This window comes from Thalassospira permensis NBRC 106175 (assembly GCF_000714555.1).
GTDB classification, from domain to species: domain Bacteria; phylum Pseudomonadota; class Alphaproteobacteria; order Rhodospirillales; family Thalassospiraceae; genus Thalassospira; species Thalassospira xiamenensis.
This window is the reverse complement of sequence record NZ_AUNC01000034.1, coordinates 236,116-254,436: the sequence shown is the minus strand read 5'-3', so window position 1 is coordinate 254,436 and position 18,321 is coordinate 236,116. Positions and strand designations below refer to the sequence as shown.

General features: G+C 56.3%; 21 protein-coding genes. 10 read left to right on the top strand and 11 right to left on the bottom strand.

The window, feature by feature from the left end; translation table 11 throughout:
- The first annotated feature begins 13 nt into the window (after positions 1-13).
- Together SMB34_RS16030 and folD are read left to right on the top strand one after the other, a co-directional pair.
- Positions 14-322, top strand: a complete 309-nt coding sequence (locus SMB34_RS16030; protein ID WP_037991547.1) for a hypothetical protein — start codon at positions 14-16, stop codon at positions 320-322.
- A 72-nt stretch (positions 323-394) separates the two neighbouring features.
- Positions 395-1,255, top strand: a complete 861-nt coding sequence (gene folD / locus SMB34_RS16025; RefSeq protein ID WP_037991546.1) for a bifunctional methylenetetrahydrofolate dehydrogenase/methenyltetrahydrofolate cyclohydrolase FolD — start codon at positions 395-397, stop codon at positions 1,253-1,255.
- Between the two features lie 58 nt (positions 1,256-1,313).
- Here the strand turns inward: folD and SMB34_RS16020 are convergent, their stop codons facing one another.
- The 5 genes from SMB34_RS16020 to SMB34_RS16000 form a co-directional block, all read right to left on the bottom strand.
- On the bottom strand, positions 1,314-1,661 hold the full coding sequence (locus tag SMB34_RS16020; protein ID WP_037991545.1) for an HPF/RaiA family ribosome-associated protein: 348 nt from the start codon (positions 1,659-1,661) through the stop codon (positions 1,314-1,316).
- Positions 1,662-1,702: 41 nt separating this feature from the next.
- Positions 1,703-2,269 (bottom strand): lipid-binding SYLF domain-containing protein, encoded by a 567-nt coding sequence (locus tag SMB34_RS16015; RefSeq protein ID WP_037991544.1) that lies wholly within the window; start codon positions 2,267-2,269, stop codon positions 1,703-1,705.
- Between the two features lie 36 nt (positions 2,270-2,305).
- Complete coding sequence (locus tag SMB34_RS16010; protein WP_084716662.1) at positions 2,306-2,476, bottom strand: DUF3309 family protein; 171 nt, start codon at positions 2,474-2,476, stop codon at positions 2,306-2,308.
- Between the two features lie 175 nt (positions 2,477-2,651).
- Complete coding sequence (locus SMB34_RS16005; RefSeq protein ID WP_037991539.1) at positions 2,652-3,446, bottom strand: PRC-barrel domain-containing protein; 795 nt, start codon at positions 3,444-3,446, stop codon at positions 2,652-2,654.
- 217 nt (positions 3,447-3,663) lie between these two features.
- Positions 3,664-4,872: an MFS transporter gene (locus SMB34_RS16000; RefSeq protein ID WP_037991537.1), complete on the bottom strand. Its 1,209-nt coding sequence runs from the start codon at positions 4,870-4,872 to the stop codon at positions 3,664-3,666.
- Positions 4,873-4,996: 124 nt separating this feature from the next.
- On the opposite strand from SMB34_RS16000, the gene SMB34_RS15995 reads away from it, so the two are divergent.
- Positions 4,997-5,938, top strand: coding sequence for an AraC family transcriptional regulator (locus tag SMB34_RS15995; protein WP_051682340.1), 942 nt, complete (start codon positions 4,997-4,999; stop codon positions 5,936-5,938).
- A gap of 19 nt (positions 5,939-5,957) precedes the next feature.
- Here the strand turns inward: SMB34_RS15995 and SMB34_RS15990 are convergent, their stop codons facing one another.
- Positions 5,958-6,530 (bottom strand): helix-turn-helix domain-containing protein, encoded by a 573-nt coding sequence (locus tag SMB34_RS15990; protein WP_037991535.1) that lies wholly within the window; start codon positions 6,528-6,530, stop codon positions 5,958-5,960.
- Between the two features lie 95 nt (positions 6,531-6,625).
- On the opposite strand from SMB34_RS15990, the gene SMB34_RS15985 reads away from it, so the two are divergent.
- The gene (locus SMB34_RS15985) at positions 6,626-7,135 is read left to right on the top strand and encodes a GNAT family N-acetyltransferase (protein ID WP_037991632.1); all 510 of its coding nucleotides are present in this window, start codon (positions 6,626-6,628) and stop codon (positions 7,133-7,135) included.
- Between the two features lie 25 nt (positions 7,136-7,160).
- On the opposite strand, the gene SMB34_RS15980 is transcribed toward SMB34_RS15985, so the two are convergent.
- Positions 7,161-7,787, bottom strand: a complete 627-nt coding sequence (locus tag SMB34_RS15980) for a LysE family translocator (protein ID WP_037991631.1) — start codon at positions 7,785-7,787, stop codon at positions 7,161-7,163.
- A gap of 92 nt (positions 7,788-7,879) precedes the next feature.
- Positions 7,880-8,641, bottom strand: coding sequence for an IclR family transcriptional regulator (locus SMB34_RS15975; RefSeq protein WP_037991533.1), 762 nt, complete (start codon positions 8,639-8,641; stop codon positions 7,880-7,882).
- 139 nt (positions 8,642-8,780) lie between these two features.
- On the opposite strand from SMB34_RS15975, the gene SMB34_RS15970 reads away from it, so the two are divergent.
- Together SMB34_RS15970 and SMB34_RS15965 are read left to right on the top strand one after the other, a co-directional pair.
- A complete protein-coding gene (locus SMB34_RS15970) occupies positions 8,781-10,496 on the top strand; it encodes a thiamine pyrophosphate-requiring protein (protein ID WP_037991531.1) in 1,716 nt (571 codons plus the stop codon).
- Positions 10,497-10,643: 147 nt separating this feature from the next.
- On the top strand, positions 10,644-11,042 hold the full coding sequence (locus SMB34_RS15965) for a cupin domain-containing protein (protein WP_037991630.1): 399 nt from the start codon (positions 10,644-10,646) through the stop codon (positions 11,040-11,042).
- 41 nt (positions 11,043-11,083) lie between these two features.
- On the opposite strand, the gene SMB34_RS15960 is transcribed toward SMB34_RS15965, so the two are convergent.
- The gene (locus tag SMB34_RS15960; protein WP_037991529.1) at positions 11,084-11,980 is read right to left on the bottom strand and encodes a LysR family transcriptional regulator; all 897 of its coding nucleotides are present in this window, start codon (positions 11,978-11,980) and stop codon (positions 11,084-11,086) included.
- 173 nt (positions 11,981-12,153) lie between these two features.
- Between SMB34_RS15960 and SMB34_RS15955 the strand changes: the two genes are divergently transcribed.
- The 4 genes from SMB34_RS15955 to SMB34_RS15940 all read left to right on the top strand — a co-directional run bounded on the left by SMB34_RS15955 (position 12,154) and on the right by SMB34_RS15940 (position 15,966).
- A complete protein-coding gene (locus tag SMB34_RS15955; protein ID WP_205618056.1) occupies positions 12,154-12,726 on the top strand; it encodes a hypothetical protein in 573 nt (190 codons plus the stop codon).
- Between the two features lie 237 nt (positions 12,727-12,963).
- Positions 12,964-14,778: an alpha-amylase family glycosyl hydrolase gene (locus SMB34_RS15950; RefSeq protein ID WP_037991526.1), complete on the top strand. Its 1,815-nt coding sequence runs from the start codon at positions 12,964-12,966 to the stop codon at positions 14,776-14,778.
- Between the two features lie 136 nt (positions 14,779-14,914).
- On the top strand, positions 14,915-15,385 hold the full coding sequence (locus tag SMB34_RS15945; RefSeq protein WP_037991524.1) for a hypothetical protein: 471 nt from the start codon (positions 14,915-14,917) through the stop codon (positions 15,383-15,385).
- 89 nt (positions 15,386-15,474) lie between these two features.
- The gene (locus SMB34_RS15940) at positions 15,475-15,966 is read left to right on the top strand and encodes a hypothetical protein (RefSeq protein WP_007089288.1); all 492 of its coding nucleotides are present in this window, start codon (positions 15,475-15,477) and stop codon (positions 15,964-15,966) included.
- 24 nt (positions 15,967-15,990) lie between these two features.
- On the opposite strand, the gene SMB34_RS15935 is transcribed toward SMB34_RS15940, so the two are convergent.
- Together SMB34_RS15935 and SMB34_RS15930 are read right to left on the bottom strand one after the other, a co-directional pair.
- Positions 15,991-17,220: a glycosyltransferase family protein gene (locus tag SMB34_RS15935; protein ID WP_037991522.1), complete on the bottom strand. Its 1,230-nt coding sequence runs from the start codon at positions 17,218-17,220 to the stop codon at positions 15,991-15,993.
- Entirely contained in the window at positions 17,213-18,043 is an 831-nt protein-coding gene (locus SMB34_RS15930) for an HAD-IIB family hydrolase (RefSeq protein WP_037991520.1), read from the bottom strand. The genes SMB34_RS15935 and SMB34_RS15930 overlap by 8 nt, the downstream gene beginning before the upstream one ends.
- Positions 18,044-18,321 lie beyond the last annotated feature (278 nt).

Here is an 18,321-nt window from a genome sequence, read left to right as displayed (position 1 = left end):
GGGGATTTAAATTATGAAAACATACATTAGTGAGTTTTTAGGGAAAATAAGGAAGATTGACCAGAGGCAGAAGATTTTTCTTATTTCGTCCATTTGTGTTGCACTCGTGATTATCACGCTTCTTTTTCCCCCGTTCTATGCTCAGGTCCAAGGAAATGTGGTTGGTCTTGGGCACCATTTTTATTTCGCACCGCCAAATTTCGGGCGGGTCGATATTGGCCTTTTGGTAATGATCTGGTTTCTCATTTTCTTGGTTGCGGGACTTGGTGCTGCTTTTGTACTTGTGAGCAAAAAAGCGAATTTGGGAGCAGATTCTAAATAACCGAAATTTATCCTCAGCTTAGAGTGTTTCGGAAATGCTCTTTCCCTTCCTCCCAAAAGGTAATTCCCCAACATGACAGAGAAAATTAGTAATCCTACTGTCCTTGACGGCAAAGCTTTGTCGAAACAGATCGAACTGGAGCTTGCCGGTCGGGTTCAGGTGCTTCGGCGCGGTCTTGATGGCATGGTTCCGGTTTTGGCGACGATACTGGTTGGGGGTGATCCTTCTTCGGCGACCTATGTTCGGATGAAGGGCAAGGCGTGCGAGCGGATCGGGCTGGAACCCCGTCGGGTGGAGCTTCCCGAGGAAACGACGACCGAAGAATTGCTGTCTGAGATCACGAAACTGAATGAAGACCCGCGGGTGTGCGGTATTTTGCTGCAACATCCGGTGCCGTCGCAAATTGATGAACGCGCGTGTTTCAATCACATCGATCTGGCGAAGGATGTGGATGGTGTCACGGTGCTGGGCTTTGGCCGGATGTCGATGGGCGAGGCGGCCTATGGATCGGCCACGCCCGCCGGGATCATGCGGTTGTTAAATCATTACAAGGTGCCGGTTGAGGGCAAGCATGCGGTGGTGATTGGCCGCAGCCCCATTCTTGGCAAGCCGGTTGCGATGATGTTGCTGAATGCCAATGCGACCGTGACGATTTGCCATTCGAAAACGCAGAACCTTCCGGAAATCGTCAGGACGGCGGATATCGTTGTTGGGGCGGTCGGACGCCCCGAATTCATCAAGGGTGAATGGATCAAGGACGGGGCGGTTGTTATTGATGCGGGGTATCATCCGGGCGGCATTGGCGATATCGAGCTGAGTGCCGTGATCGACAAATGTTCCGCCTATACGCCGGTTCCCGGTGGTGTGGGGCCGATGACAATCGCGACCCTGATTGCGCAGACGGTTGAGGCGGCGGAAAAGTTAGGCCGTTAGTAGGGTAAATTCACTTTCCTCATTGCCGATCATGCGCTTTGAGGGGGCCGTCAAAATTTTACATTTCGCCGGTCCGTATGGTGTCGGCACCCTTGGCATGGTCAAGCTTGCCCAGCGTTGTCGCCAGAGCGTGCTGCATCTTCCTGGCCGCACCAGAATATGCGCCTTCAAGCGTTGCGGCCTGTTCGCTGACCACTTCGGGTTGACGCCCCTCAAGGCGGGCTTCGATCAGGCAATGCTTGTCGGACCGACCGGACTTGTCGCCATCTGCATCGGAAAGGTGGACTTCAATACGGGTGATGTGTCGACTGTAGCGATCCAGATGGTTGTGGATCCGGGTCGCAATGTGGGCGGAGAGTTTTTCTCCGCCCGCTATGTTATTGTCGGTACTGACCTGAATTTGCATGACGAATTCCCTTGCTCATGCTTGCTGGTTTATTGGCGGTTTTATTGCTTGATGCGGGAAATCTTGGTGCCTTCGATGCTGACGCTGAGCATCAGGCCTTCCTGATCGAAGATGAAGGCATAGGCATCATCCTTTAGCGTTGATGTGGACAGGTTCTTGGCGGCACCTTCGTCCATCACCACCACGGTCGGGCCAACGCCGATTTCCCAGCCGTTGGATTTGTCGAGATAGTCTATCGCCTTGTCGGTCATCAGAAACACGGCATAGCCGAAAGATTGCGCGCCGGCCTGAAGGCCCCAGGAGGCCGAAACGGAGTTGTAATACTTGTCGATCTTGCCGTCCTCAAGAAGGACGCCCTCGCCATAGGCACCGCCAAAGACCAGACCCGCCTTGATAATGCGCGGGAATACCAGGATCGCCTTGGCATCCTTGGAAAGCTGTTGGGCGACCGGGTGGGTGCTGTAGAGCTTTTGCAGGGACTGGTTTGATTCAGTGTTGAGTTCCTCGACCGAAGCTGCATGTGCGAGCGGGGCCGTAGTGATCGAGACAGGAAGGGCGGTCGCGCCGGTGAGGGCGAGCGCAACAAGCATGGTTCGGATGTTTGTCATGGTGGTAGTCCTTCTGAATGAGAGACGTTCTTAGGGTCACACGGCGCGGCCCCGGAAGGCACGGACAAGCCAGAACACGATGAATATCGTCAGAACCAGACCGAGAACACCGCCCAGTCCCGCACCGCCATATGAGCTATAGCCGTAATATCCACCACCACCGCCGATAAGCAGCAGCACCAAAACGATGAATATGATTGTTCTCATTACCTGAAATTCCCTTTGAAAATTGATGACCTTCGCGTCATCAAGGTGTTCCGGACCGAGATGGCCATTGTCTGAAATCACATTGGTGGTGCGGTGTGTTTTAAATCGCGATCAGGTTCTGGCAGCCCAGCCCGTTAACGTGCCAATGATCGGCGAATAACACACCGCAGCGCGATCAGGCCGCGGCCGACGTGATGCCGTAATAGGCGCGGAATTTTTCCTCAAAGGCTGGATCAATCATTTCAGAGGCGTCGTAGGCCTCACGGTCTTTTACCTTCTGGCGATTGACGCTGATGTTCACCAGTTCGTCCTCCGAATTGATGTTCTTTACCGAGCGCGGGGAGATCAGCACCTTCTTGCCGGTCCACCAGTTTTTTGTATCGATGACGAGGTAATGAATGCCCCAATCGGCATCCTGGATGATCATGTCCTCGACGTGACCGATCTCGCCGTCGGTGGCATTGATGTGATAGCCGGTGACCTCTTCGACGCTGCGCAGATGCACGTCACCGCTGTTTTTACGGGCAAGGATCATTTCCTCCTCGCGCTGCTTTGAGGCGGATGAAACCGGCATCGCGCCGCCCATTCCGCCCATGTAGCCGTAACCACCGGCCATGCCAGCACCGCCGGTCATGCCATAGCCGCTGTTCCAATACGGGCTGTATCCGTAGTATCCGTAAACGTTGGTTTCCATCTGCCGCGACACGGGCTTGTCCGTGTCTACCTTCGGGCTTTCCTCGATCTGCTTCTTTGTCAGTTTTATGGAGCATTCCTCTTTTTTAGCATCGAGGTGGTCCATCGCGGATGTCGGCAGCAGAACCTTGCGGCCCGACAGCCAGTTGCCGGTATCGACGACCAGCCACCGGACGAGCCAGTTGGTGTCATCGAAGAAAAAGTCGCTGATCTTGCCGATTTTGCCGTCACTTGCCGAGATGGCGTAGCCAGTGATCTTCGATCCATTCCACAACATGTCAGACTCCTTTGCGTTATCGGGGATTGTTGATAACACGGTGATTCTTAAACCAGTTCAGGTGGAACGAAGCTGATGCATATTAACTTCCGCGTGCATTTTTTGATTGGTTGAAGGCAGCGTGATGGGGGCTGCATAAAGAAAACCCCGGCAGTCAGGGAAACTGCCGGGGTGCTGGGTCTGCGCGTCAAGCATCAGGGTGGGGGTGGGGCGATGCTTAAGCCTGTTCGGTTGCGGGAACAGGGCTGGTGCGCAGGCCCAGTGTAGCGATGATCGATGCGCCCACCAGCAACATGCCGGCGATGGTAAACACGCCAAGCGCGCCGCTGGCATCAAACAGAATTCCGCCAACGCCAGAGCCCGTCGCAATCGCAAGCTGGAAAGCTGCGACGAAAAGGCCGCCGCCGCTTTCGGCTTCGTCCGGGACGGTGCGCGTGATCCAGGTTGACCATGCGACCGGAACGCCGCCAAAGGCCATGCCCCAGATCGCGACAAGCACGGTGGTCGGGACAATCGCACCCTGAATGGAAACCATGCCGATCCCGGCAAGCCCCATGATCATCGGCATCAGGGCAATCGTCATACGAAGCGAGCGTGCAACTAGCGCACCGCCGACATAGGTGCCGATAAAGTTCGCAAGACCAAAGCCGAGCAGAATGCCCGAAACGCCCGCCGTGGCAACGCCGGTGATGTTTTCAAGGAATGGCCGAACATAGGTGAAGAGCGCGAAATGGCCGGTAATGATCAGGACCAGCGAAAACAGGCCGAATTTCATGCGCGGGCGGCTGATGACCTCGACCAATGTCCGCAGCGTCGCACGGCCCCGCGGCGGCATTTTCGGCAAAGTCAGGAACTGCACGACAAGGGCTAGAACGCCGAGCAGGGAAGCCAGCAGGAACACATCGCGCCAGCCAATCACATCGCCAAGATAGCTTCCGAGCGGGGCGGCAAAGATGGTGGCGGCCGAAACACCGCTAAACAGGATCGAGAGCGCACGCGGAATGCTTTTTTCCGGCACAAGGCGCATGACGGTGGCGGCCGACATGGTCCAGAAACCGCCAAGTGCGATCCCCAGCAGGACACGACCGGCCAGCAGCACCGCAAAGCTTGGCGCGGTGGCGACCATGATGTTGGAGATGGTCAGAAGGATCGAAAAGCCCAGCAGGACATAACGGCGGTCGATGCTGCGGGTGACGGTCGCGGTCAGAAGGCTTGTGATCAGGGCCAGAATGGCGGTGGTTGACATTGCCTGACCCGCCAGACCTTCGGTAATCTGCAGGTCATCGGCCATCGGGGTCAGCAGGCTTACGGGCAGGAATTCGGCCGTGACCAGCCCGAAAACCCCCAATGTCATGGAAATAACCGCCCACCAGGCTGGCGCGCCTTGCGCAGCAGCAGCCGTGGGCTTATTTACTGTCTCAGTCATCGAATGTCCTCTCGGATAGAGTGTTTGTGCATTGCAAACAGAATAGAGTGGACTTGCCGGACGGGCTATGCCAGTTTCTCCTTGATTATTGATCAATCGTCCGAAAGATACCGGAATTGATGACATGCAGATGCTTTCCAGTGACCTGATCAGCGAGCTTTTGCTCGGCATGCGGCTTGACGGGCTGCATTACAACCGCATCCAGATTTCCCCGCCCTTTGGCGTGCGATTTGGCGAGGACCCGACGCGGGCACAGTTTCATTTCATCGCGCGCGGGCGGGTTTACCTGCGCACCGATAGCGGGGTTGTCCATACGCTTGAGGCCGGTGATGCGGTGCTTTTGCCGCGCGGGGGCATTCATGCGCTGCTGTCCGATCCGTCCATCCCGTGCCTTGATGTGACCGATTACAGTGTGACGACGATCTGCCGCCGGGTGGATGATATCCATGCCTGCAAGGCGGAACTTTGCCGCAGCACCGATACGCTGATTTTCAGCGGCTGCATGGAATTTGACTTGGGCGGGATGCATCCGCTGGTCAGCATGATGCCCGAGGTGATGCAGGTCGGCACCCTGATTGATCGAAACCCCGAACTTTTACCGGTGCTGGAAGCGATGGCGCGCGAAGTTTCGACCGAACGTGCCGGTTTTGCCGGGATCCTGACGCGGCTTGCCGATGTGGTATCGGCATCGATCGTGCGCGACTGGGTCGAATGCGGATGTGGTGATGCGCAAGGCTGGGTCGAGGCATTGCGCGACCCGCGCATGGGGCGTGTGATTGCCGCCATCCATCGTGATCCGGGCCGCAACTGGACCGTCGAGATGATGGCATCGGAAATGGGCAGTTCACGGTCGGTCTTTGCCGAACGGTTCCTTGAGGTCACCGGGGTGACGCCGCTTCGCTATGTCACCGAACTTCGCATGCGGCTTGCCAGCCAGTGGATCACCCGTGATCGCATGGCGATTGATGTGGTGGCCGAACGGCTTGGCTATGGCTCGCAGGCGGCATTCAGCCGCGCGTTCAAACGCACGACCGGCAAATCACCGGGCACCATGCGGGCGGCATAGCCAGCCGCGCGGTTTATTGTCAGTACGAGCTGCGTACGACGGCGACCAGATAGCGGCAGTTTTCGGGGCTTTTATTTTCAAATATGCAATCTTGCGGCGGGCCGAGTTCAAGGCTATCGCCGGTGTCGAGGTGATGCACCCTGTCGCCTTCGTGAAACAGCAATGTTCCCTCAAGCACCCAGATCGCCTGCTGAATGAAGCTGTATGCGGAGGCGGGCATGGTGACCTGTTTGCCGGGTGGCAGGGTGACTTCGACAAGTTCGAGCGGGATTTTCTGCCCCGATAGCACCTGACGGCGGACATAACCGGTTTCGGGATCCGACCATAATGGCTGCTTTGCCTGTTTCCGTACACCATGATGGACGGGGCTTGCCGACGAGAGCAATGCCGAAACCGTAAGCGACAGGGCCCCGGAAAGCCGCCCGAGAACCGTTGCCGTAGGGCTGGCTTCGCCGCGTTCGATCTTGCTGATCATGGCCTTGGAGACGCCGGATTTATCGGCGAGTTGACCCAAGGACCAGCCGCGGATTTCGCGTTCGCGCTTAAGCCGGGCAGCAAGGGTGGCGGTGGTTTCGTCTTCTATAGTGATCATGGTGATATTTATTTTCCGTAAAATCGATATTGACTGTCTACTATAATGGATTATCGTCAGCAAGAGATTATCGGTATGAAAAAACGGAGACGATGATGCTTGTGCGCAGTGCGACGGAACGGGACCTTCCGGAAATTCTTGAAATTTATAATCAGGTTCTTCGTGATAGTACGGCGATTTATGATGATGTGCCATCCACCCTTGAGGAGCGGCGCGAATGGTTTGAGGGACGCAATCAGCAGGGATTTCCGGTGCTTGTCGCGGAAGACGATGGCAAGGTTCTGGGCTTTGCGTCCTATGGCCCGTGGCGGGCGCGCTGGGGATATCGCTTTACGGTCGAGCATTCCGTGCATGTGCATGTCGATCATCGTGGCACGGGAATGGGCAGGGCGCTGTTGACGGCGCTGATCCCGATGGCCAAAGAGGCCGGTATGCATGTGATGATTGGCGGCATTGATGCGGAAAACGTCAATTCCATTCGATTTCATGAGCGGTTTGGTTTTGTCGAGGTCGGCCGCGCCAAGCAGGTTGCGCGCAAGTTTGACCGGTGGCTTGATCTTGTGACGATGCAGCTTTTTTTAAACGAGCCGGGTGCCCGCGCGTAAATGACGCAGAAGATTCCTGTTGCCCTCAGGATAACGACAGCAGGGCCATGGCGAGGGATGCGATCAGCAGGGCGGCAAACAGGATATTGATGATCCGCCCGAAACGCGGATCGGATAGCAGGCGCGCAAAGCCCGCCCCGAAAACCAGCCACAGGCTATTGACCAGCACGATCACCAGCGCCAGAGCGGCGATTTTAAGGGTGTTATCCAGCCAAGCGGAATATGGCGCGATGGCATGGGCGGCATAGACCGCGCCGATGGCGGCGAATGCCTTGGGATTGGCGATTGCCAGCATCACGCCGCCGCGGAAATCCGGGGCTTTGGCTTTAGGGCTGGCTTGGGTCTGATGGGCTGGTTTGCTGGCTGGCCTGATCGGGGCGGTGGCGATTTTCCATGCCAGATAAAGGATATAGATCGCGGCAATCGCCGTCAGGACCTGACCGGCAATTGGATGGGCGAGAAGGGCGGTGGCAATGCCGGTGGCGACCAGCAGCAAAACCGCAATCGTGCCGGTGATGATCCCGCCGAGATAGCCAAGGCTTGGCCGAATGCCAAAGGCCGAACCACTTGCGGCCAGGCTTATGGTCGCGGGGCCGGGGCTGCCCATCAGCGGCAGGGCGGCAAGCCAAAGCAGCAGCAGATTTTCAATCATCACTTTGCGCACCTTTCCGGTTTGGGGGCCATCGCCGGAAATGTCGCATGGTTTGCCGGATGTCGTCTTGAACGATTGTGACGCGACGTGCTCTAGAAATGCCCGTAAAGGGCGCGGGTGGCGTTTTCGGCGGCGTCGCGCAGGGCCGTCAGAATGTGATCGCGTTTCTGTTCGATCAGGGTCGGGGATGCGCCAAAGACCGAAATGGCGGAAACCATGCGGCCATGCTGGGTCAGGATCGGGACGGCGAGGGCGTAAATGTCGCTTTCGCGTTCGCCGTTATTCATTGAAAAGCCCTGTTCGCGGATGGTGCGCAATTCGGATTTAAGGGCGGCCAGATCGGTGATGGTGTGGTCCGTCATGCCGGTCAGGCGGACCTGATCAAAATAACGATCCTGTTCATCGCTTCCCATGAAGGCCAGCCACAATTTGCCATGCGCCGTGCAAAAGGCATCAAGGCGCGATCCGATGCGGATATCGACATAAAGCGACCGATCCGGCAGGGCCTTGGCGATGCAGACCGCCATGTCGCGGTCAAATTCGGTGGCCATGCAGGCCTCCCCCACGTTACGCGCCAGATCGTCCAGCACCGGCTGGATCAGGTTCGGCAGGCTGCCGTCGCGCAGTACACGATCCCCCAGATCGGCAAAGACATAACCAAGGCGAAACACCCCGCGTCCGACCATGCGAAGCGCACCGGCGTGCTCAAGCGTATGCAGGAACCGGTGGGCGGTGATCATGTTGATATCCAGCGCCTTGGCGGTGTCGCTGGCGGTCAGTTCAGACCGTCCCTCGGCAAAGAGTTCGAGGATGCGAAAGGCCTTGAGCACCGATCCGTTTAGCTGGCTTGTCATGATCCGTATCCTTTGACCCGGGAGGCATATGTTGCACGCGCATGATTTTGCGTCGCGGTGCCTTGACGCATGCCCGATTTCAAGAATAAACTATATTATAAATCAAATTTCAAATATAGAAATATGGCAGGAACGTCAAATGAAAAATGACAAGGCGCACATCACGCTTACCGCGGGCGGGGCTGTTCTGGCGCGGATGAAGGCGATCGGGGTGGATTACATCTTTGCCAATTCCGGCACCGATTTTCCGCCGATCATCGAAGGGCTGGCCGAAGCCAATGCCAAGGATATCGAGCTTCCCAATGCGCTTGTCATGCCGCATGAAAATGCCGCGATGGGCATGGCGCATGGCTATTACCTTGCGACCGGCAAAACCCAGGCAGTGATGGCGCATACCAATGTCGGGTTGGCTAATTGCGCGATTGGCGCGATCAATGCCGCGACGGAGCATGTGCCGGTGATCCTGATGTCAGGACGCACGCCCGTGATGGAACAGGGGCGGCTTGGCGCGCGGACCGTGCCGATTGGCTGGGGCCAGGAAATGCGTGATCAGGCGGCGATGGTGCGCGAGGCATCGAAATGGGAATACGAGCTTAAATTCCCCGAACAGGTGCCCGATGTTGTTGATCGGGCCTATGCAATCGCGTCCTCGGTCCCCAAGGGGCCGGTTTATGTGTCCCTACCGCGCGAGGTTTTGTGCGAACCCTGTCCGGGGGATGCGATTGACGCGCCGCTTCGCATGCAGCCGGTCCGGGTGATGCCGCCCAAGGAAAGCCTTGAGGATGCGGCGCGCATCCTTGCCAATGCCAAAAACCCGGTGATCATTGCCCAGCGTGGCACGGGGACAGCCGAAGCCTTTGATCGCCTGTCGGGTCTGGTTGATCAGTGGGGTATTCCGGTGGTGCAATATTGGGCGATCCAGTTGGCGCTAGCCACCGGTCATCCGATGATGGCGGGGATGGATCCGGCACCGTGGCTCAAAGACGCTGATGCGGTTCTGGTGATTGATTGTCTTGCCCCGTGGTCACCCGATATTCATACGCTCCGCCCCGATTGCAAGGTGATCCAGATCGGGCAGAACCCGCTTTATTCCCGTTTTCCGGGGCGCAATTTTGCCGCAGACCTATCGCTCGCCGGGGAAACCGGTGACGTGATCATGGCGCTGGCCGACGTGCTGGATCGCCATCATGGCGATCATCGCGAAACCTGCGCGGCCCGGCGTGAAAAGGTCGCGGCGATCAATGCCACCACGCGCAAAAAGGCGCTTGCGGCGGCCGATGCCGGATCGGTTGATCCGATGACCAAGGCGTTTGTATCGCGCTGCCTGTCGGATGCGATTGTCGGGCGGTCGGCGACGGTGTTTTCGGAACTCGGCTGCCCGCTGGAGCCGCTTTCGCTTTCGGAGCACAGTAGCTGGTATCAGGAGCCACATTCCGGCGGGCTTGGCTGGTCCTTCCCGGCATCGATGGGGTATCAGCTGGCGGATAAAAACAAGCTGGTGATCGCCACCATGGGCGACGGATCATACATGTTTGCCAATCCGACGGCCTGCCATCAGATCGCCGAGGCGCTGGCGCTTCCGATCCTGATCCTTGTTCTGAACAATAATGAATGGGGGGCGGTGCGCCAGTCGGTGACCGGGATGTATCCCGACGGTTATGCGGCGAAAACCAACCAGATGCCCCTGACCGGGCTTAAACCCAGCCCCGATTTCACCAAGGTTGCCGAGGCCAGCCGGGCCTGGACGGCGAAGGCCGAACGGGCGGCCGATTTGCCGGAAATCCTGCGCCAAGCGATTGCACATATCGATACCAACCGCACCCATGCGCTGGTTGAGGTGACGATTGCGCCGTAAGGGACGGTAATGCAGAGCCGATGATGAAAACCGGGTGTCGTGGTGATGATGCCCGGTTTTTTATGATTTAGGCGCATCATCGGCCTATGATTTACCGATTACGGAAATCAATCGACGCGGGAGCGTTCGCAGAACATGGAAAATCTGATGGAAAAACATCCGGAGAAAAGCGTGCCCGCCAAGGATGTTCATGACGGGGTGAAGCTGCTTGATAGCGGTGTGAATTTTGTCGGCGAGCAGGTGAGCTATCCCAAGGGCAAGGCCAGGATCAGATCGGTGCTGGCGACGATGGCGCCGGGGCAGAAAACCGGCTGGCACAAGCATGGCGTGCCGACCTATGGATATATCCTTGAAGGGCAGATTACGGTTGATTATGGCGACGGGGGAAAGACGACCTATCGCGCCGGTGAAGGCGTGCTTGAGGCAATGGATTACTGGCATGAGGGGATCAATGATGGTGAGGTGGCGGCACGTGTCGTTGTCGTTTTCATGGGGGCCGAGGGCGCGGAAAACGTGATCTACAAGCCCGAAGATCCAGCCGACTGAGTTTTGATTTTGTAACGCGGTAAGGGGTGCTGCGGGTTTGATTACCGGGGCGCGTCTTTAAGCTGGTCAAAAATCCATTGTGCAACCGGGCCAAGTGGCCTGTCCTGACGGTGGGCGACGACAATGTCGAGGACCGGCATGTGATTTAGTCCATCCCAGCTTTCGGGATCGAGCAGGGCGAGGGTTCCGTTGCGGATATGGTCGGCGACCATATGTTCGGGCATGCCGCCCCAGCCAATCCCGCGTAAAATCATAGCAAGTTTGGTTTCAAGGTCATTGACCTTCCAGTAATTCAAGGCCTGAACGGCATGATTGCGTTGCAGGGTCGGGGTATCGCGCGCCGATGTGATGATCTGGGTGTGGGCGTGCATCGCATCGATATGGATTTTTCCCGGAAACCAGGCGAGCGGATGGTCCGGTCGTGCAACGGCGCACATTCTGACGCGACCGCAGGCGGCCCGGGCGTAGTCGGAGCCAAAGGGAATGAATTCCGGCAAGATCGCAAGATCGGACGCGCCGTTATCAAGGACTTCGGTTGTCTGGATCGTTACCGTCGAAAGGCTTACGCGGACTGTCGGGAATTGCTGGGCGAGAACCGCAAGGACATCCATCAGCGGGGCGTTTGATGCAAACTGGCTGATTGTAATCGTGATCGAAGCTTCGAGCCCGTCAGCGATGCCTTTGGCGTGTTGGCGGTAGCTGGAAATATCCGCCATGACCTTGCGCGCGTGGGGCAGCAGGGAATGTGCTGCCTTGGTCAGGGTCGGGCGATAGGCCGTCCGGTCAAACAGTTCAAGATTGGTCTGTTCTTCGAGTTTCTGGATCGTGTAGGTGACCGAAGATTGTGTCCGGTTCAGGTGTCGCGCGGTGGCGGCGAAGCTTCCGAGGTCGGCAATGGTGACGAAAACCCGTAATTGATCAAGAGTGATGCCGGACATAAATCTTCAACTTTTTTGAATGAGATAATCATAAATATAGAATTTTTTTTATGATCTGACACTCGTAAATTTTGTGCAGGAGCGAAATAGGGGAGGGGCACAAGGAGTGTAAGATCGTGCTGGGCGTTGATCCCCATGAATTTTTAGTGCCGTTGATACGGCAGTCCGTTTTGATGATGCACCTGTTTGCATTCGCATTTGCGTTTGTTCTGGTGGCGCGGGCAGACATTGCGATGCTGCGTGGTCAGTATCAGGAAGGCAGGTATGACCTCGGCAGGGATGCCGTTTACACGGCTTGGCTGTTGGGGCTGCTTTGGGTGTCCGGGGTCGCATTGATCGGGCTTGGCATCGGGTTTGATGTTGCCGCCATCACTGCGAACGGCAAGGTATTTTCCAAGGTTACGGTCGTCACTATCCTGACGATCAATGGCTTTTTCCTTCACCTTTATGCTTTTCCTGTATTCGCCGACAAACAGGAAAAAGCGTCATCGGTCAGGCTTTTGATATGCACGATCCTTGGCGCGGTAAGTTCCGTGTCGTGGTTTTGTGCATCTGCGTTCGGGGCCGCACGCGTGGTTGCGCCGTGGCTGGGTTACCAGCATTTCATGCTGTTTTATGGCATATGTCTGGCGACCGGGCTTGTTGTTGCGATTTTGTTCGTAAGGCCGGTGTTGCGGCGTCAGCTTGAGCGTCGGTCGTCGGTTTTGCCGTCTGCTGGCTTTGTTGCAGGGGCGGTTGCCGAGTAGTCATGAACAGAACCCGGAATGCCTTCTGCCGGATGCGGATTTTCAGATTTCAATCACTACCCGGCCATGTGCCGGGTAGGTTTTTTGTTGCGTGATTGATTGTCTTTGGGCCGGGAACAGCTTTTGAAAGGTTCGGCTGCCTGCTTTGTTAGCACTTTGAAATCGTTGCTTGCATCATAGGCAAAATCATTATTTGATTAAGGTGAATTCCTGATTTGCCTGCCCAAAGGAGCCAGCATGGACCGCGTTATCGGAACCTCGGGGCGTATTGCGTTCGCAAGTGCAATGCGCAATCTGCTTGCGGATGTGTATCCGGAACATGATCACGCCGATCTGGTGCGCCGGGTTTTTGATGTGCTGGACCTGCCGCTTGAGGGCGATGGGGCGGAGCCATGCGAGGAATATCTTCGTAAATGGGATCAGCGTGATGCGTTTCTGATCACCTATGGCGACAGCATTTCGCGCGACGGGCATCACGGGCTTGAAAGCCTTGGCGATTTTTATCGCACGTGGCTTAAGGACTGGCTGACGGGCATTCATATCCTGCCGTTTCACCCCTTTACGTCCGATGATGGTTTTTCGGTCAGCGATTTCAGTACGTTGCGCCCGGAACTTGGCACGTGGGATGATGTGAAGGCCTTATCCAAGGATGCGACCGTGATGGCCGATCTGGTGGCGAACCATATTTCGGCGTCCCATGTGTGGTTCAAACAGTTTCTTGCCGGGGAAAAGCCCGGTGTCGATTACATCAAAACCGCCAGCCCCGACGATGATCTTTCCGATGTGGTGCGCCCGCGCAGCCATCCGTTGTTAAGCAAGGTCACGACATCGGACGGTGAAAAGCATGTCTGGTGCACGTTCAGCTATGATCAGGTTGATCTGGATTACGGCAACCCGGATGTGTTTTTTGAAATCCTGAAAATCGTTCTGGAATATCTTAAGCACGGGGTGCGGGTCGTGCGGCTTGATGCCATCGGCTTTATCTGGAAGGTGGCCGGGACCAGTTCGATCAATCTTGATCAGACGCACAAGATCATCAAGGCATTGCGGCTGGCGACCACGGCGGTACATCCCGATGTTTTGTTCATTACCGAAACCAATCTGCCGCTGCTTGAAAACCTGTCCTATTTCGGTAATCAGGACGAGGCGCATCTGATTTATAATTTCAGCCTGCCGCCGGTGATCATTCACGCGCTGTTATCGGGGCGGAGTGATTATATCCGCAAATGCATCATGTCGATGCCGCCAGCACCGGCGGGTTGCACTTTTTTCAATTTTACCGCCAGCCATGATGGTATTGGCCTGCGCCCGGCCGAGAACCTGATCCCGGATGCGGAGATTGAGGTGATGACCGACCATGCGCGCAAGATGGGCGGGCAGGTGAGTTACCGGTCGCTTAAGGGCGGCGGGCAGAAGGCCTATGAACTTAACGTCACGCTGTTTAGCATGCTGGCGGAGAGTTTTGGCGGGGATCGTACCTTTGGCCTTGAACGGTTTGTGATGAGCCAGGCGATTGCCATGTCGCTTGAGGGCGTTCCGGCGATTTACGTGCAGACGATCTTTGCCACCGAAAACGATCAGACGGGGTACGAGGAAACCGGCATTCCGCGCCGGCTTAACCGCAAAATCTGGCAGCTTGAGGAGGCCGAGGCGCGGTTATCGGCAGAAGGCATCGCCAAGCGGGCGTTTGACCAGCTACGCGCATTGATGTCGATCCGCATGGGGCAGCCGGCATTTCATCCCAATGCGACGCAATATACCCTGAACCTTGGATCGGAATTGCTGGGCGTGTGGCGGCAAAGCCATCTGAATGATCAGAGCATTTTCTGTGTGTTTAACCTGACCGATCAGGTGCAGGACCTTGATCTTTCGAAGATCAACCTGATCATGACCGAGGGCTGGACCGATCTGCTGTCGCAGCAGGTGATCGAGGATTTCAACGGTATCCTTGCGCTAGCGCCCTATCAGATCGTGTGGATTTCAAATATCGACGGGCGCAATCGCATTGATAGCCGGTTGTTGCAACGTTATCGCGATGCGATGCCGGTTTGAGGTGGGTTTTCGGCCCGGTAGATACGCTGTAATACTTAAAATCAGAAAAAACTGATGTTTGCATCTTGCATTGCGGCGTGATGCGTTCCTATGATCGATATCGATAGAATGGACGTGTCGGGGAGCTTGTTGCGCGATGGCCTATGCGCAGGAAATTCGGCTGGATGACTTGCCGGACGATGTGGACGGGCAGGTTTCCCGATTGCTTGCGCTTTGGCAGGATGCCTGCCGTGACGGGGATATTCCCGACCGGCGTGATCTGGATTCCGACATGCTGGCCCCATGGTGCGATGATATCGGCATTTACGAATATCAGCCCGATCGCAATGATTTCGTCATTCGCCGCGATGCGCCGAACATGATCGCGGCCAGTGGCGAGAATTATCAGGGATCAACCCCGCGCCAGATCGATCTGGATTTCGGAACAACGGTCTATCCGACCCTGTGCGAAGTGATCAAAACCGGACAGGCGCAAATCCACATGATCGGGGTCGAGCGCGCGCAGTGGGAAAACTGGTTGCGGTTGATGTTGCCGGTGCGCACAAGATGCCGGAAGGGCGATCCGGTCATTCAGGTTCTGGTGGTGCATTTTCTGCACAAGGTATGAGGCGGCGGATTTAATCAGCCGCATCTTGTTATTTCACCTTGTATTCCCAATTTTACTCATGTGGGAGAAGCAGAAGGTCACGCAACAGAATGGCCGAGACGACAGATTTCGAACTTGATGAATTGCCCGAAAATATCGGACCGCATGTTGCGGATCTGGTCCGGCTCTGGCATGAGGCGCGTGCAGAAGACCCGGAGCAGATCGTGCCGTCGCGCGACATTCTGAGCGCAGAGCGGTTGCACCGCTGGCTCGACGATATCACCATCTATGAATATATGCCGATCAAGGAAGATTTCGTGGTGCGGATCGATGCCCCGTCGATTGTGTCCCTGAACCGGGAGAGTTTCCAGCGCGCCAGCCCGCGCGAGATCGACATGAAATACGGCACCTGCCTGACGGCGGCATTGTTCAACACGATGATGTGCGGAGAGCCGAAATTCTATCATGTCACCCTTGCCGTGCGCGCCGATCAGCACTGGTTGCGCGTTTTGTTACCGGTGCGCACGCGCAATCGGGACAGGGACCTGATTGATCAGATACTTGGCATCCGGTTTGATTATGAATGCCAGTATCATATTTGACCTATTGCGATGGGCCGGTGGGCGTCAAGTGCCGATCCCTGCATCGTTCAGGTCGTCTTCGACAGCAGCCGAGAGCTGTTCGAAGATGTCGCCCATCGCACTTTCAACGCGCTGCCAGCTTGGAATGAAGGGGCTTTCGAGCGGGTTATCAAGGTAATGCTGGCCGGCACTCATGATGACTTCGGCCAGAACCTCGACGCATTTTTCTTCTTCGTCGCGATTGATTTTAAGGCCGTTAAACAGCGCGTCCGCGCGGTATTGTTCGATCAGGTCAAGGGCGGTGCGATAATAGGTTGCCTTGAGGGTTCGGAAGGTTTCATGCGAGAAAACCGTGCCCTGGGTGGCGAGTTTGCGGAACAGGGATTTGGCGATGTCGCTTGCCATGCGTGACAGGCCGTCATCCTTTTCAGCCGGATCAAATTCGCGGTGCTTGTGATCATAGATATCGGCGATATCGACCTGTGCCAGACGGTGGACCGTGTGGTTGCGATACATTTCCGACAGCATAGAAACTTCGAGGCCCCAGTCGGATGCCACACGCAGCCCATAGGCAACGTCGGTCCTGATCGCCATTTCACCCGATAGGGAATAGCGGAAGCAATCAAGGTAATTGAGGAATTCGGTTTTGCCGACGACCTGTTTGAGCGCGCGGATCAGGGGGGTGACAAACAGGCGGCAGACGCGGCCCTTGAGCGTGCCATTGGCAACGCGGGCGTAATAACCCTTGGCAAAGGCGAAATTAAACGCCGGGTTGGCAATCGGATACATCAGACGGGCGGGAAGATCGGGTTTATAGGTTGCGATGTCGCAATCATGAATGCCGATGACCGAGCTTCGCCCCGATGCCAGCGTATAGCCAAGGCAATACCAGACATTACGGCCCTTGCCCGGTTCATAGCGGGCCAGATCATACTCGGCGAGCCGGTCATGGACGCTGCGCAGGCGCGGCCCGTCATTCCAGAGGATGCGGACATGTTGCGGCAGGTCTTTGAAAAATTCGCGCGCATAGGCGTATTGCGTGGCGTCCGCCCGGTCCAGCCCGACGACGATCTGATCGATATAGGTGGCCTGTTTCAATCCATTAAGGATGGTGGTCATGGCCGGGGTTTCAAGTTCGGAATACAGGCAGGGCAGGATCAGGGTTTGCCGACGCTGGCGGGCGAAGGCGGTCATTTCATAAGCGAGTTCTTCGGGGTTGCGGTCGATGATGCGGTGCAGGGTCGTGATCGGCCCGCCCTGATGAAAATCAGCCATGAAGTACCTCGCTTTTGTTATTGGTATTGGTCAATTGATCGAGAAGGGAATTGATTGCCGCGTTCCAGCCCGAAGGACCCGGTTCCGGGGCGATGATCAGTTTTTGATCCTGTATCAATGCGGTTGTTGTGATTGCGTGTTTTTGCGGTATCTGGATTGCGACATCGGCTGCGGCAAGCATGGTGGCGTCATTGGCGGAATCCCCCAAGGCGATTGTGCAAGGCGTTAAACCCGTTGAAGGCAGAACGCCGTTTTGCGCCAATAGTTCCAGCATGCGCGCCATGGCGGCCCCCTTGTCGGTCGGGCCGCAAAGGGTGTGAAAGCGCCCGCCCTTGACCAGTTTGAGGCCAAATGTTTCGGCAATGGCACGCGCGATGGTGACATCTTTGTCCGTCGGTGCCCAGATCAGCGGATCGGAGCAGTGCCGAAGTCCGGCGCGGGCCGCATCATCGGGGGAAAGGCCGGTTTGGGCGGCGATGATTTCGGGCGATGTGCTGCGGAAACTGGTCACGGGAATGGAGAGGGCCGCCCGGATGGCATCGCGGGCGGCATCAATGGTTTCGGTGGCGGGGCCGGGTTGTTCGGTTTGATCGCCAAGGCGGATGACACCGCCATTTTCGCCAATCAATCCATCAAACAGATGATCCGTGGCATTGAGATGGGAAAGTTCGGCCAGCGTTTTTGACGAGATCGCAATCAGCGGAATGTCGAGCTTTTTTATGCGTTCAATCGCCGGGGCTGCCGGGGCCCAGGAATAGGTGTCATGATCAAGCAGAGTGCCGTCAAGATCGGTGAAAATGGCGCAGTGGCTGTGTTCTGTCATTGTCCCGTTTGGTCGGTTTCAAAAGGCTTTTGACGGGGCCGGTGCAATAACCGGAACTTACCTTAGCATACAGGTCAAGACAGGGCGACAGTGGAAAGGTTAAACTTTATGCGTCGTTACATGTTGATGAAATTAAAGGCATTTTGATCCGGTATCGTGATCGCGCGTATGAAAAATAGCGAATTTGGCGTTTAATAATCCGTCAGGCTTATCAACATAAGATAAGTTCAGAAAAAACAATAAAGTGACCTATCGGGGTAAGGCGGCAGCATATGCCG

Excerpts from the sequence above, each read along its gene's own strand:
- SMB34_RS16030 (WP_037991547.1), top strand. The coding sequence starts at position 14 with ATGAAAACATACATTAGTGAGTTTTTAGGGAAAATAAGGAAGATTGAC.
- folD (WP_037991546.1), top strand. The coding sequence starts at position 395 with ATGACAGAGAAAATTAGTAATCCTACTGTCCTTGACGGCAAAGCTTTG.
- SMB34_RS16020 (WP_037991545.1), bottom strand. The coding sequence starts at position 1,661 with ATGCAAATTCAGGTCAGTACCGACAATAACATAGCGGGCGGAGAAAAA.
- SMB34_RS16015 (WP_037991544.1), bottom strand. The coding sequence starts at position 2,269 with ATGACAAACATCCGAACCATGCTTGTTGCGCTCGCCCTCACCGGCGCG.
- SMB34_RS16010 (WP_084716662.1), bottom strand. The coding sequence starts at position 2,476 with ATGAGAACAATCATATTCATCGTTTTGGTGCTGCTGCTTATCGGCGGT.
- SMB34_RS16005 (WP_037991539.1), bottom strand. The coding sequence starts at position 3,446 with ATGTTGTGGAATGGATCGAAGATCACTGGCTACGCCATCTCGGCAAGT.
- SMB34_RS16000 (WP_037991537.1), bottom strand. The coding sequence starts at position 4,872 with ATGACTGAGACAGTAAATAAGCCCACGGCTGCTGCTGCGCAAGGCGCG.
- SMB34_RS15995 (WP_051682340.1), top strand. The coding sequence starts at position 4,997 with ATGCAGATGCTTTCCAGTGACCTGATCAGCGAGCTTTTGCTCGGCATG.
- SMB34_RS15990 (WP_037991535.1), bottom strand. The coding sequence starts at position 6,530 with ATGATCACTATAGAAGACGAAACCACCGCCACCCTTGCTGCCCGGCTT.
- SMB34_RS15985 (WP_037991632.1), top strand. The coding sequence starts at position 6,626 with ATGCTTGTGCGCAGTGCGACGGAACGGGACCTTCCGGAAATTCTTGAA.
- SMB34_RS15980 (WP_037991631.1), bottom strand. The coding sequence starts at position 7,787 with ATGATTGAAAATCTGCTGCTGCTTTGGCTTGCCGCCCTGCCGCTGATG.
- SMB34_RS15975 (WP_037991533.1), bottom strand. The coding sequence starts at position 8,641 with ATGACAAGCCAGCTAAACGGATCGGTGCTCAAGGCCTTTCGCATCCTC.
- SMB34_RS15970 (WP_037991531.1), top strand. The coding sequence starts at position 8,781 with ATGAAAAATGACAAGGCGCACATCACGCTTACCGCGGGCGGGGCTGTT.
- SMB34_RS15965 (WP_037991630.1), top strand. The coding sequence starts at position 10,644 with ATGGAAAAACATCCGGAGAAAAGCGTGCCCGCCAAGGATGTTCATGAC.
- SMB34_RS15960 (WP_037991529.1), bottom strand. The coding sequence starts at position 11,980 with ATGTCCGGCATCACTCTTGATCAATTACGGGTTTTCGTCACCATTGCC.
- SMB34_RS15955 (WP_205618056.1), top strand. The coding sequence starts at position 12,154 with ATGATGCACCTGTTTGCATTCGCATTTGCGTTTGTTCTGGTGGCGCGG.
- SMB34_RS15950 (WP_037991526.1), top strand. The coding sequence starts at position 12,964 with ATGGACCGCGTTATCGGAACCTCGGGGCGTATTGCGTTCGCAAGTGCA.
- SMB34_RS15945 (WP_037991524.1), top strand. The coding sequence starts at position 14,915 with ATGGCCTATGCGCAGGAAATTCGGCTGGATGACTTGCCGGACGATGTG.
- SMB34_RS15940 (WP_007089288.1), top strand. The coding sequence starts at position 15,475 with ATGGCCGAGACGACAGATTTCGAACTTGATGAATTGCCCGAAAATATC.
- SMB34_RS15935 (WP_037991522.1), bottom strand. The coding sequence starts at position 17,220 with ATGGCTGATTTTCATCAGGGCGGGCCGATCACGACCCTGCACCGCATC.
- SMB34_RS15930 (WP_037991520.1), bottom strand. The coding sequence starts at position 18,043 with ATGACAGAACACAGCCACTGCGCCATTTTCACCGATCTTGACGGCACT.